Origin of the sequence: Pantoea sp. YR525 (assembly GCF_900116775.1) — a bacterium.
Taxonomy (GTDB): Bacteria; Pseudomonadota; Gammaproteobacteria; order Enterobacterales; family Enterobacteriaceae; genus Pantoea; species Pantoea symbiotica.
In genome coordinates, this window is sequence record NZ_FPBU01000008.1 from 168,981 (window position 1) to 182,726 (window position 13,746).

At 49.7% G+C, this 13,746-nt stretch carries 9 protein-coding genes and 1 pseudogene; all 10 read right to left on the reverse strand.

Annotated features, from left to right (window positions below; genetic code table 11):
• Window positions 1–59: 59 nt before the first annotated feature.
• The 10 genes and pseudogenes from BM323_RS17360 to BM323_RS17410 all read right to left on the reverse strand — a co-directional run bounded on the left by BM323_RS17360 (window position 60) and on the right by BM323_RS17410 (window position 13,739).
• Window positions 60–1,850, reverse strand: coding sequence for a restriction endonuclease subunit S (locus BM323_RS17360; protein WP_008103809.1), 1,791 nt, complete (start codon window positions 1,848–1,850; stop codon window positions 60–62).
• Window positions 1,850–3,328 (reverse strand): annotated as a pseudogene (locus BM323_RS17365) (N-6 DNA methylase). Before BM323_RS17365 ends, BM323_RS17360 begins: the two are co-directional and overlap by 1 nt.
• A gap of 72 nt (window positions 3,329–3,400) precedes the next feature.
• Window positions 3,401–5,833 carry an EcoAI/FtnUII family type I restriction enzme subunit R gene (hsdR, locus tag BM323_RS17370; RefSeq protein WP_008103805.1) on the reverse strand — a complete coding sequence of 811 codons (2,433 nt, stop codon included), beginning with the start codon at window positions 5,831–5,833 and terminating at the stop codon, window positions 3,401–3,403.
• A 223-nt stretch (window positions 5,834–6,056) separates the two neighbouring features.
• Complete coding sequence (locus BM323_RS17380) at window positions 6,057–6,821, reverse strand: hypothetical protein (protein ID WP_008103801.1); 765 nt, start codon at window positions 6,819–6,821, stop codon at window positions 6,057–6,059.
• Between the two features lie 22 nt (window positions 6,822–6,843).
• Entirely contained in the window at window positions 6,844–7,860 is a 1,017-nt protein-coding gene (gene tssG, locus BM323_RS17385) for a type VI secretion system baseplate subunit TssG (RefSeq protein ID WP_008103799.1), read from the reverse strand.
• Window positions 7,857–9,641 (reverse strand): type VI secretion system baseplate subunit TssF, encoded by a 1,785-nt coding sequence (gene tssF, locus BM323_RS17390; protein ID WP_008103797.1) that lies wholly within the window; start codon window positions 9,639–9,641, stop codon window positions 7,857–7,859. The genes tssG and tssF overlap by 4 nt, the downstream gene beginning before the upstream one ends.
• A 7-nt stretch (window positions 9,642–9,648) precedes the next feature.
• On the reverse strand, window positions 9,649–10,050 hold the full coding sequence (locus BM323_RS17395; protein ID WP_008103795.1) for a hypothetical protein: 402 nt from the start codon (window positions 10,048–10,050) through the stop codon (window positions 9,649–9,651).
• Window positions 10,035–11,354: a phosphatase PAP2/dual specificity phosphatase family protein gene (locus tag BM323_RS17400; RefSeq protein WP_036648212.1), complete on the reverse strand. Its 1,320-nt coding sequence runs from the start codon at window positions 11,352–11,354 to the stop codon at window positions 10,035–10,037. The genes BM323_RS17395 and BM323_RS17400 overlap by 16 nt, the downstream gene beginning before the upstream one ends.
• A gap of 1 nt (window position 11,355) precedes the next feature.
• Window positions 11,356–13,110, reverse strand: coding sequence for a bifunctional alpha/beta hydrolase/class I SAM-dependent methyltransferase (locus BM323_RS17405; protein WP_008103791.1), 1,755 nt, complete (start codon window positions 13,108–13,110; stop codon window positions 11,356–11,358).
• A complete protein-coding gene (locus BM323_RS17410; RefSeq protein WP_008103789.1) occupies window positions 13,107–13,739 on the reverse strand; it encodes a lysophospholipid acyltransferase family protein in 633 nt (210 codons plus the stop codon). The genes BM323_RS17405 and BM323_RS17410 overlap by 4 nt, the downstream gene beginning before the upstream one ends.
• Window positions 13,740–13,746: the final 7 nt, after the last annotated feature.

Consider the following 13,746-nt stretch of genomic DNA (forward strand, 5'->3'; position numbering starts at 1 on the left):
GCGGCTGGGGGTTATCTCTAACCCGCTAGATAGCATGATGAACCTGCATCGTCTGTTCTTTAGTTTAAGACTGCGTCAGTGAGGGCATCCGCCAGATGGAGCTGAGTTTGCTGAGCAGAATTAAGGCGGGATTTGAGAGATTCGCAAAAACTCAAAAGGGCATTAACTTTTTCTACTATTACCATCTGCATTGATAAAGGCGGAAATGTTAGTTTTAAATTTGATAGCTCAGATGAATTAATATTTTTAACACCCGTAGTTGTTCTGACTGGTTTCTCTATTTGGTTGCGAATTAAAACAGCCTTTGTCATTAATGAGATATATTCAGCACACACAAAGTTATTGTGCATTTTTGCTCGAATTAAATAACCAGCATAAGCGTGGTTAACTAAATCTTGTCTTAGCAAAGTACATTGACCAACAATATTAAGACTTCCATTGGAACGAATGAAAATTAAATCATCTTTTTCTAAAGACAACTCCTTCACTTCATGCTCTGATAACTTTCCAAACTTCATGTCTTCTAGAGAAACTTCTCCCCCAACCACGTTGGGAATTCTCAGAACAGGATACCCATTAGTTAAATAATCACACTTTTGAGAAGTCCCGTACTTCAACTCTGCCAAGATTTCACCGAACCGAATCCACTCCCAACCCGAAGGTAATTCAAAAGGCTTCTCCTCGTCACTGATTGGCGGCAATGGTTTTTGCTTTTTAATTTTGCCTTCTTTCACTAGCTGCGCTTTTTCCTGCTCAATACGTTTGAGCAATTCGGATGCGGGTTCATCGTTCGGATCTTGCGGCACCAGTCTACCCATTACCGCCAGTTGCAGGATGGTTTGCTTAAGCGAATTGATACTCGCTTCGGTGGTAAACAGCGTGTCGAAATGCTGGCTAATTCGCGCCCAGTTTTCGTCAAGCTCTTCTACATTCTGGCTGTCGATCAGGGTTGCCAGCAGGGTTTCTACTAGTTGCTGATGTGCATTGTGACTAGTTAAAGATTGCTGTTCCAGTAGGTCGCAGAGGGACATGAGCTCTGCTGTTTTTTCGTTTATCCTTTCCTGTTCCCTTTGCGGAGGGAATGGAGCTAAGAAAGAAGTAACAACAGAAGAATTTAATTCTGCCTGATTTGTTGTGCCAGATAATAATGTATTCGAGTGCTTTGGATCGAAGCGATTCTGAATCCCATAAGTGGAAATATAGTTACTAATAAACTTTCCATTATCTCTAATGGTTCGAATTAACGTGACATGGCTGTCGACAACTAGTTTTTCTTTCACTACAGGCAGATAAATACACCTACCTGCCGTACCACCAGCACCTGTTGAGTTCCAAAGAACATCCCCATCCTTCAAAAAGCGATCTTCAGTATATGAATGGATAGATTCATCCGTAATCCAACGAGATTGTTCTAATTTAAAACCGTTCCATTGCACACATTTCTGAGACACAACTTTTACAGAACCTTGTTCAGAATACTTTGGGCCTTTTCCTCGTTGTATGTACTCACTAATATCATTCAACCGCACCCACTCCCATCCATCCGGCAGCTCAAACGGCTTCTCATCTTCGCTAATATCAGGAAGCAGCTTCTGCTTTTTAATCTTACCCTGCTTAACCAGGTCGGCTTTCTCGGCAGCGATACGCTTTAGTAGCTCAGATGCCGGTTCATCATTTTGATCCTGCTGCACCAGTTTACCGCGTACTGCTAATTCCAGAATCAGCTCGCGCAGTTTCTTAATGCCATAGAGGTCTATCTTGCCGTTACTGCCACGCCCCGCCGTGGAGCGGGTTTGTAGCGCAGAGGACCAGGTATCGATATGATCGGTGATCAGCTTCTCAACGGTCATCAGTTCACCCCCTTGTTGGCTGCCAGTGCGGCACCAAGGATGTCACGCAATTGGTTACGCAGTTCGCTGATTTCCGCCTGCTGTGTCTGATACTGCGCCAGCAATTCATCCGGGTCATGGCTGATAATTTCGCCTTGATACGGGTTCCTGATATCCAGGTTGAAGTTGCGCGCGATGATGTCGTCGATGCTGATTTTCCATGCCTGGTTGCTCTCCTCACGGCTGGCAAAGCCGTCGGCTTCATTGCCCCACCAATCGATTTCCGTCTGGAACTCTTCAAACTTCATCGGTTTGGTTTTGCTGTAGTTCTTCACACCATCTGGGTAAGGATGTTCGTAGAACCAAATATCCTTAGTCGGCTGGCCTTTGGTGAAGAACAGAATATTGGTTTTAATACCGGTATACGGGTTAAACACGCCGTTCGGCAAACGCACGATGGTGTGCAGGTTACACTCTTCCGTCAGCAGCTTTTTAATCTTGGTTTTAACACCCTCGCCAAATAGCGTGCCATCCGGCAGAACGACAGCAGCGCGACCTTTATCCGCTAACACTTCCACAATCAGTTGCAGAAAGAGATCAGCGGTTTCGCGCGTTTGCATTTCAGAAGGGAAATTTTTCTCAATACCGTCTTCTTCTGTACCACCAAACGGCGGGTTGGTAACGATGACATCGAATTGCTCGTCCCAGGAGGAGAGCGGCTTACTCAGCGTGTTGTCATGGCGAATCTGCACCGGGACTTCAATACCGTGCAGCAGCATATTGGTGGTACAAAGCAAGTGCGGGAGCTGTTTCTTCTCAACACCGTGAATCTGCTTCTGCAGCGTTTGGTGATCGTCGGTGTTGTGGACGTAATTATCTCGGATGTGATCAACGGAACAGGCCAGAAATCCGCCGGTGCCGCAGGCAGGATCAATAACACGCTCGCCCAATTTAGGGTCGATGCGGTTAACCATAAAACGGGTTACGGCACGTGGTGTATAAAATTCACCAGCGTTACCTGCGCTCTGCTAATCCCGCAGAATTTGTTCGTAGATGTCGCCAAACATATGGCGTTCATTACTGTCACCGAAATTGATCTCGTTAAGTTTATTGATCACCTGACGCAACAGCGTACCGTTTTTCATGTAGTTATAGGCATCGCTGAAGGCCTCCCGCACCACAAAGCCGCGCGGATTTTTATCGCGAGGTGCAGTCAGGTTTTTCAGGGCAGGGAAGAGATCATCATTCACAAACTCAAGCAGCGCGTCGCCCGTGATGCCTTCTGCATCAGCTGCCCAGTTGCGCCAAAGATATCTTGCGGGAACAGGCAGACGATACTCTTCAGCATCCATTTCCAGCTCAAGCTCTTCTTCCTGAGTATCGAAAATTTTCAAAAACAGTAGCCATGAAAGCTGACCCAAGCGCTGCGCATCGCCATCCACACCGGCATCTTTTCGCATGATGTCCTGTAAGGACTTGATTACTGAACTGATAGACATGTTTGTTGCGGTTTCCGTAATAAAAAAGTCTGCCATCGTGCATTTACCACGATGACAGACATTGAAAGAGGATCATGCCGAGCGAGGGGGGAGATCGTAGATTTCTTTTTCCAAATCGCTAACGGCACTCATGTAGCTTTCCTTGTCACCAAAGTTCTTTTTGATGATTTCTAAAGGGCGGCCCATGGTATCAAAAGGACGGAGCTTCAGTACCTGGATATCTTCGATTTCTTTCACACCAGCATCGGCATATTTGTCGAGCAAGCTACTCAGCACAGCTTGCGCTGATTCAGAATACTTAGTGAAGTAGTTGCGCTTGCGTACGTTGTCCGCGCGTTCACGGCGGGTAAGCGGCGGCTGTCCATAAACGACATGGCAAAGCATATCAAAGGGATCCAGATCTTTGCCGACTTCTTCGGTCAGTACATCCCAGATAATGCCTTGCTGTTCCAGCTCTTCGATAATGGCCTGCTTACGCTCAGCACCTTGCCAACGCTGAATAAAGTCATCTAATGAAGCGTATTCTTTCATCAGTGTGCGGCGGGTGTAGTCCTGGAAAGATTCGGTGACCAGTTTGCCGTCAGCGTCGTAATACTGAACACGTTTAGAAAGAACGTTAACAACAACACCTCTTACGTAAAACTTCTTACGTCGTTCTTCGTCAGACTCCGGCAGTTCACCTTCAGGTTCCGCTTCCGTTGCCGAGTCAGATGGATAACTTGGTGATATATCTTCTGCATGATCAGGTTGACTACCGGCATCCAGCGCTTCGTCTTCTAGTTGTTCATCAAAATCGGAATCAGGATCGGCAACCTCTTCTTGCGTAGTGGTTATAACTTTCACTGGCAATCCATCAAAGCGCTCATCTGCGAACAGTTCAGTCGCTTTTCGGAAATCAAGAATGGTAAACCACAGCTTGTTGTAGCGTTCATCGATGCGTGTACCGCGTCCAATGATCTGCTTGAACTTGGTCATCGACTGGATATTCTGCTCAAGCACTACCAGCTTACAGGTTTTGGCATCTACCCCAGTTGTCATCAATTCCGATGTTACGGTGATGACCGGATATGGCTTTTTCGGATTAATAAAATTATCGAGCTGTTTTTTGCCCTCAATCTCATCACCTGTGATGCGCATGATGTATTTGTCGTTTTCTTTCATTTGCGCTGCGTTGAGATTCACCAGTGCACGCCGCATCCGCTCTGCATGGGGAATGTCATTACAAAAGACGATGGTTTTATCCATTGGATTGGTGCGCTTGAGGTAATCCGTGATGGTTTCCGCTACCAGTTGGGTGCGCTCATCAATGACTAAGTTGCGATCGAAATCTTTTTGGTTATAGATGCGGTCTTCTATCAACTCACCATTTTTATCGACTTCCCCTTTCGATGGACGCCAACCTTGCAAGTCTACATTGATATCGACGCGTACCACTTTATAAGGAGCGAGGAAGCCATCTTCAATGCCTTGCTTAAGCGAATAGGTATAAACCGGCTCACCGAAGTAATCGGTGTTTGAGACCTCATGCGTTTCCTTCGGTGTGGCCGTTAAACCAACCTGGGTTGCGCTACTGAAATATTCCAGTATTTCGCGCCATGCACTATCTTCAGCCGCGCTGCCACGATGACATTCGTCAATGATGATCAGGTCGAAAAAGTCACGGGCAACTTGCTTATACGCCTTATCTTGCTCTTCGGGTCCAGTTAATGCCTGATACAGCGCCAGATGAATTTCAAAAGCGGGATCAACCGTGCGGCCAGTTATTTTTGTCATCGCTTGGCCGAAAGGCTGGAAATCGTTGATGCGGGTTTGATCTACCAGAATGTTACGATCGGCTAGAAATAGAATTCGTTTCTTATGTTTGCCTTTCCACAATCGCCAGATGATTTGGAACGCTGTATACGTTTTTCCGGTTCCAGTAGCCATCACCAACAATATGCGGCTTTGGCCTGCTGAGATAGCCTCAAGGGTTTTATTGATTGCCTGAAGCTGATAATAGCGTGGTGACTTATCGGAACCATCATCATGGTAATCCTGGGAGATGATAGGCAACTGTTCGGCGGTATAACCTTTCCAGATACAGAACTTTTCCCATAACTCAGCAGGAGTGGGGAAATCATCAAGCGTAATTTCACGTTCAAGCTGAGTAGGGTGGGTTTTATCGTGAAAAATGAAGCCATCGCCGTTGGAGGCGAATATGAATGGCACTTCTAACAAAGCGGCATAGCCCAATCCTTGTTGCATGCCTTTGCCAATTTCATGCTGGTTGGCTTTCGCTTCAATGACTGCCAACGGTATACCGGGCTTGTGATAAAGAACAATGTCGGCAGATTTCACTTTTTGGCGGGATGCTAACTTGCCACGAACGACGACTTTGCCATCTCGTAGCTTCACCTCCTGACGAATCTGCGTCATGTCATCCCAACCAACCGCCTTGATGGCTGGTAGGATGAATTTCGTTACGATGTCGGTTTCAGTCAGTTGAGCTTTGTTCACGCCAGCCATAGCATTTCCGGTTAGGTTGAGTTCATGAAAGTGTGATGATTTTACACAAATTAGGCGTTTCGTTAATGTATTTCAATCATACAATTGGAGTTGGGCATTTTTACAAAATTAAGCCAAATTTAAAGCTACTTATCATTAAAGATACATTAAAGTTCAGTAGTTACCAGGCGCAATATTACTATCGTCTGGGTGGTGCATTCCAGGATCGTAACCCTCTGAACGATTAATCATAAAAGTGATGTAGCATTTGCGTGTCTGTGCGCAAATATTTATTCTGCCAGTTCAGCTTCTGTTGTTGTTTTGTCTGAATATCAGCTTCCTCACGCAATTTTTGTTGTAGCCATGGAGAAAATGTTCTGTAAAAAATTCTTGCTCTTCTGAATCTTTCAAACTGACTCATCATGAAAAGGAACCAAAACACATTTAAAAAATAGGCTGACATAGCGAGCACAATGAAAAACACTTGTTCGGTTCCAGATGAGGTTTTAGCTATTTCTGCAAATATAAATAAAGCAGTGAGAAGAATCAGCGAAATGATACTGATGAATGCGAGTTGAAGACCTCTTAACTTTCTGTACCGTTTATTGTAACTATTAAACGAGTCGTTCTGAATGTCCTTGATGCAAGGGGTTTTAATGAAGCCTTGAAAGTCTCGATCTTCATAGCTGATATTTCGCTCTCTGAGGAATGTCAAAAGCAGCTCGTTTACTTTTACCGAGTACTGCATTCCTATTACATCATATAGTGCCTTAACAGCATTCTCCGTGGCAGTATTTATACTTTTTGTGTACAACTCGGAAATGCAGCTAAGTGCTTTTGCTCTTTTTTCAGTGATAGTTGCCTTCTCAGCATAATGAATGCCTGCCAATCTTTTTATAAGTGGCCACGCGGCTTTTATTAACCCTGGAATAAGTACACCTAGAGATAGCTTAAGCGACTCGTTGCTTATTAAAGTTGAGAAGTTAATTGTTGAGTTTATTTCTTCCATTTATTCACTCTCGATGTTTATGTTATTTAACATTACTTTCTCGCAGCTTTCCCACTTTGATGTGCACCGTTTCCGGCATCGCGCTCCGATTATCCTCCCTCAACCCCAGCATCATGTTGTATCCATTAAACAACCCGGCATCGCCCAGCCGCGGCATTGGCAGCAATTTGGTGGGAATCGTCAGCCAAAACCGTAAATCATAGTCGCAGCCCAGATACGTGCGCAGTAGCGCCATCACGTCCTGCCTGAGTTGCCCGTTAGGCATCCAACCCTTTGCCTCATCAGGATCGTCTGTTGAAAGCTCAACCCGTGAGCAGTAATCAGCCACGCGAGTTTCATCACCCAGGATCGGATTCTGATCAAGTGTCATGCCACCTTTAAGTGAAAGTCGGGCGCGTTTTGCCACCGGCATCGTCACCGGATGGTGTGCGAAAACCTCAACTTTGGTGTTCGGTGCCTGGCTGTTGATCACCGCTGCAATACCTTCAGCAGTGTGCGTGGTATGCAGCAACGGTTTAAGTATCGCTAGCAGGCGTGATGAAGGTTGGTCGCCGCTGTGGGCAATGCCGGTTAGCGCCATCAGGCTTTGCGAAACCGCATCGGTACCGCCCGGCTCAAAGGTGGCAGGATAGCTGTACTTGCGCCAGATGCGGTAAAACTGCGTCATCAACCGATGATTGAAGATATCCAGAAACGCCGCCATCGCATCCGCACCATCGCGGCCTTGGTTGATATCATCAATGATGCTGGTGGGCAGCGGTGAATCCACACCGTACAGGCCGAAGAAGTTGGTTCTGACCGTTGGTATCGCATCCGGGTTATCGACGTCAATTTCCGTGCGTTTTAGCTCTCCAGCGGGAAAGCCCAAATGCGGATTGGGACGAAATCGCACCGGATCACTCTCTGGCGTGTGGCCCGTGCCAAGACGGCTGCCGGTCGTCTGTTCAAGCAACCGGCAGAAGCGGTAAAAGTTATACTGCGCCGTCTGGTCACGGCCTTTGTCGTCCAGCCAGAACGGTTTCTTGTTTTCGTCGCTCACATCAGCACCCTGTCAATGCGCCGCTCTGGCCAGGCCCACTCGGTGCCCGAAGCGGTCAGCAGCACCGTCAGCTGGGTAAAGCGCACAACGCTGGCGTACTGCGTCAGGAACTGTTCCAGCAACTCGCAGAACAGGCGGGCATCGCCGGTACCGCTGAACTGGGTTTCATCGAGCGCCACGCGAATACGCACGCCGTGCCAGTGATACGAGGCGTTATAGTCCTGACGCCAGCTGACGTGACGAATACCGCTGATGCGACGGCGGTTGTTATCGTCATTGCTCCAGTCAAACAGCGCCAGCACGGCTCGGAGGCTTGCAGCGTCGTTAATCATCTGGCTCAGGGCGCGCGGATGCAGCAGCGACATCACATGCCACTGAAATAATTGCGTAGTTGGCGGGTAATAAGGCATAGAAGGGGGATGACGCGTTGTGCACTGCAACGTCAGGTTGCCGGTGACCGCGCTTCCATCAAATACGGCTTTCTCCAGCGCCATGCGCGGATAGTTACCATTGGTGCAGGTGATGTTCATAAACAGCGTGGCATCATCCTCGCCCCGATCGGTCTCGCTTTCATCGCCACCCAGCATCAGCAAGGTTTCATAAAGACCGCTGACACCACGCCAAACACGCGTATGGAAATATCGCTCCGGCCAGGACTCTTTGCGTTGCAACATGCCACCTTTTTGCCGGAAGTGCCGATACGGCACATAACGCCGCTTATCCAGTGTTTCGCTGGCGGCAACTTCATCAACACTGTAAATCTCAGTGTGCTGATCGCGCAGGCGGTGCGGACGCAGACGATAATCGAGCACTGCAGGCTTCACCTTCAGCGGCTCGGCGTTCAGCGTAAACAGGTTAATCACCGGCACGCAGTGAATACGCAGCGCGTCCGCCGGCAGGGAAATATCACGAGGAAGTGGCTGACTAAGGTGAATATCGAGAATCACCTCGCGGCAGCTTTCGTTGAAGAGAAGCGTGTTGAGCCCCGATAAAGTAAAGAAGGCGTAGCGAGCCGGGAAACTGAAATATTCCAGCAGCGGGCGCACTTCGCCGCACAAGGCTGGGCTATCGCTTTCCGGCCAGACCGAGTGCCAGTGCTGCTGCCAGCGGGCACGGATGTCGCCACTAAAGGGTTTTGGATCACAGTTATCGCTCTGCGGCTGGCGAACAGTAATTCTTTCAATATGGTTGGTTAGGGCCTGATACATCAGCGACTGCACCGGGCGATCTCCGTGGATATAGAGCGGGATATCGCTGAGATCGATTTGGCTCGGATCTGCCTGAGGGCTGAGTGAAAACCGCAGGGAGATCATCTGGTGTCCATCAGGATGGAAGGGCGTCGTTATCTCGCCCAGCGTCAGCGGATGCAATTTCAGCGCATCGGTAGTGCGATACGGGCAGCGCAGGCCAGTAATATCCATCGGTCGGGTCAGCAGCGTTGTGCCTGCCGGCAGCACCGCGTCACGTACCTGAGCGACCCTATCGGGCGTAAGTTCCACCACAGACATTGATGGCAGCGTGCGGTTGACCACGGGCAGCAGATGCCCGAGCAGCGGCTCCGTCAGCTCCGGAATACCGTCATCAATCTTGCGACGCATCTGCGCCATCATCAGCGAGAAGCCTTGAAACAGTTGCTCGACCGAGTCATCCATCTTCAGAGATTTGCCGTCGACACCCAGTCGCCGTCCCGCCTCCGGATATTCCTCAGCAAACTCCTGCGCAGCAGCTTTCAGATAACGCATTTCGCTGTCGAAATATTTTAGAAAATCATGAGCGTTCATTGTTCACCTACTCAGCCAGCGTGAGTGCCTGATAAATCACTGAGCAGAGTGAAACCATCCACAGCACCAGTAGTGAGATCATTGCCCGGTAAAACATGACTCTTGTTCCGTGCAGGCGATCTGCCAGAGAACGCGGGCGGGAAAATTTTTTCGGCCACAGCTGCGCCATGCCCCGGTCAAACTCAGCAAGATCGTCTTCGTTATTGAGCAAAGCGAAGAGCCGTTCATCAAGCCATAAACGCCAGCAGTAGTAGTGTGTGATGAAGAACAACAACATTAACGGCAGACTCAGCGCGGAGTAGAGAAGGCTGAGTATCAGCGCCAACGGTGGCAGTGTCAGCGCGGCAAAGTAGCGCCAGCTTGCCAGATGAATTTGCACAATTCGGTTGGTCATCATGATGTCTGACATAGCTGTTCCTTGCTGAAGGCTTCCAGTATTTCAATGTGTGCAGGGGTGAGAACAATCTGCGGGCGTCGGGAATGGATGAGTTCAACGGCCTGAGCGACAGACGTCGCATGCCCTTCCGCCAGCAGCCACGCCGCAATCACCGTGGCACTGCGCGATAAACCCAGCGCGCAGCAAACCAACACCTTGTCACTTTCCCGGTGCAGTTGCTGGAGCTGTCTTACTGAAGTGCGCAAATGCTCAATGTCTGGCACCAGCAGATCCATTAGCGGATAGGCCTGCCAACTCTGTGCGTTCCGGTTGCCTTTGTGTAATTCTGCGGTCAGATCAAAAACTGCCAAATCTTGCTGCGCCTTGTCCGGAAACCTGCCCAGCGATACGCCAGCGGCAATCTCATTACATTGCGCGGTATGCCGGGAAAACCAGCAGCGGGAAATCTTCGCGCCTATCAGATAGGGTAAAAGCAGCAGGCGGGCGGAGAGAGATAAGTTGCCGTGGTTGCTTTTCTGGAATACCGTCACGCCCAAGCCGGCATAGCCCGCAGCCACTGACAGCAGCGCTACGGCAGGCCACAGCAGTAAATAACCACTGGGAATCGCTGCGCCCGCCATTAAAAACAGCATTCCTCCCAGGCAGTATTTACCCGCAAGACGTCGCGCGTGCCAAGTGGGCCGCTGCCAGCGCCATTCCCCTCTAATCGGAATCAGGTAGCTGATGATGACCGCGACCACAATCCCGCTAATTACATCGATAACATGGTGTTGCCAGGTGGTCAGTACGGAGACAGCAATCAGCAGGAACCAACCGCCCGCAACGATTCTCGCATTGCTATTTAGATGCTGGCGAAAGCGCAGCCAGAGCAGCCAGGTCAGAATGATGTGCAGCGAAGGTGCCTGGTTATAGGGCAAATCAAACTGTTCAAGCTGGCGGAACAACCAGCCGAACGCACCCTGGGTTTCCGGGCGCGTGAAGGTAAACTTCAGCGGGAAAAGTAAAAAAGCAGCACACGCCACCAGCGATGCAGCAAGCAGGCGATAGCCGTGACGCATCAGCTCTTGTCTTGATGTGCAGATGAACAGCGAAATACCATAAAGCACGTCGATGCTCCAGTAAGGCACAATAGTCCAGGGAACAAACGGGATCGAGCGTTCCCAGGCAAATACCAGGCTTGCCACATCATCGCGGGTCGCGGTGAAAGTGTTAACCTGCCCGTAGCTGAGAAAAAACAGTGGCCCCAGCAACATCAGCCAGCAAAGCCCCTGTTTCCAGGGGCGAAAAGAGCGTTGTGTCAGCAACGATTCAGCCATGCTATTTTCTTACCGCCAGCGACACGGTAAAGATGCCAAACTCATCAATTAGCTGATGGCACTTCTCAAATCCAGCTTCTTCGACCAGCGTATCCATCTCTTTCTGGCTGCGTACGCGCATCAGCCAGGGAATACCGTTCTGGTGGCTGGTTAAGGTCCATGCGATGGTTTTTAACTGCGGATGCCACGGTTGCCCGGTATAAACCAGTACGCCGCCCGACGGAATGGCTGCTGCCAACCCGGCCAACGATGTTTTGATTAATTGGTTGCTCGGAAACAGTTCATACAGGCCGGAGACAATGCCCAGCGTCGGCGCAGGCGCGAGTGTGGCCAGCGAGTCATAATCAAAGGCATTGCCTTTTTTAAACTGCGCGAGGTGGCCTAAATGACGCGCTTCAATCAGCGCCTGGCCTTTTTCCACATTCAGATCGCTGTAATCGCGCAGCAGGATGCTTTCAATTCCCGGCTGTTTCTCCAGCGCATCAAGAACGTAGCGGCCATGTCCGGCGGCGATATCGACTACGCGAATCGGCAAGTTGTGCTCTTGCAGTTTTGCTACGGCCTGCGCAATCACCTGCTGGATATTTTCTTTGCGCATGCGAATGCCGCGCCAGCCAATGCTGTTGAGGTACTGCCTGTCGATGATACGGCCAACAATGCCGGTGCCTTCAGGCGTGTTGCGGTAGACATAATCCAGCGTGCTGCCAGAGTCGAAGCCAGTTTCATATCCCAGGCGCATGCCTTTAGACAGCCTGCCAATGGTTTTCATGCCAAAACTTAATGAAGCGTAAGACATGCCTTGTAGTGAGCTGCGCTTAGGTGGTGCCTGCAACTCACGGTACGCATCAGCGCCCGGACTCCACTGATCTTCATGGCTGTAATCGAAGGTGTAAGGTGCAGCGTGGTAAAGCTGTTCGATAAACGCCTTCATTTTATCGAAAGCAAGCTGGCGATCCTTTTCACCCAGCGTGTCGTGATAAAAACCGGGCAGAATATGCTGCTCTTTAATGGCGCTACGCAGACCCTGATAGAACTTTTTCTGCGGTTTGGAGTGCACTACAAAATCATCGCCGGAAATCAGCAGTTGTGTTGGCACGGTGATGGCGGAAGAGTCAGAAACAATGCGTTCCGCCGTTTTATACAGATCCAGCAGAATATTCACCGCAATCTGGCGGGCGATGAGTTTATCCTGCTCAAAGCTGCTAATGCGCTCTGGGTCGTGGCTGAGAAATTTCCCTTTGACGTAAGAGTTCACGTAAAACAGACCGCGAATACGTTGCAGCAAACCTAAACCCGCGCGTGCGAAAGGCACATACAGCTTCACCTTAAACGCTGGAGATGCCAGCACCATACCGCGAATTTTAGGCGCGTAATCATGCACCCAGGTAGCAACCAGCACCGCGCCGACGCTTTGCGCAATCACAACAATATCTTCAATGCTCACCTTGGCTTGTTCAGCGACAAAGCGAACAAATTCATCGACGTCCTGCACCGAGCGAGCCAGGCTTGGGCTGTAACCTCGCTCTCCCGGCGAATGTCCGTGTCCACGCGTATCCCAGGCGTAAAAATGGGCATCCGGCATCTGTAACTCATCGACAACATGCTGCAAACGTCCTGAGTGCTCATGCCCGCGATGAAATAGCACAATCACTTTTTTGCTCTGCGCATCCTGCGCGGGCCAGTGGCGAAAATAGAGTGATTCACCGTCGCTGGTTGAAAAAGCTCCTTCCTGAAATAAACGTGCTTCCTGGCTCATGATGATTTCCTTATGGCTTGCTGTTGTAATTCGACAAAACGATTTAATAACGCGCTTTTAAATTCGGCCTTGTTGTCCTGATAACGCAGCGGATCGTCGATATAAATATCGATAAAGAACGGCACCGGTATTTTCTGACCTTTACCCATTGAGCGATCCAGCCCGTGCATATAGACCGGAATGATGGGCACATCCGGGCACTGCTGGCTGAGATGCCACAGGCCAGATTTAATTTCTGACAGTTTCCCCGGCTCGCCGCGCGTGCCTTCCGGGAAAATAATCACGATTTTCTTTTCCGCCAGTGCATCGACGCAGGCCTGCAACGGATTAGCCTGATGCGCCCCGCGATATACCGGGATGATGCCAATCACCTTGAGCGCAAACCAACCCACCACTTTGTTTTTCAGGAAGTAATCAGCCGCAGCAACCGGCTGTACATTCACCAGCGTCGAAAGGGGAAACAGCGTGAACAGCGTCAGCACATCCAGATGGCTGTTATGGTTCGCCACAATGATCGCCGGGCCTGTTTTCGGTAGCTTCTTGCGGTTGGCAACGGCGACACCCAGCCAGATCCACACCACCGGATAAGCGATGCAAAGGGTAAAGATCCAGCGCAGCATTCGGTTCATGTGCGCC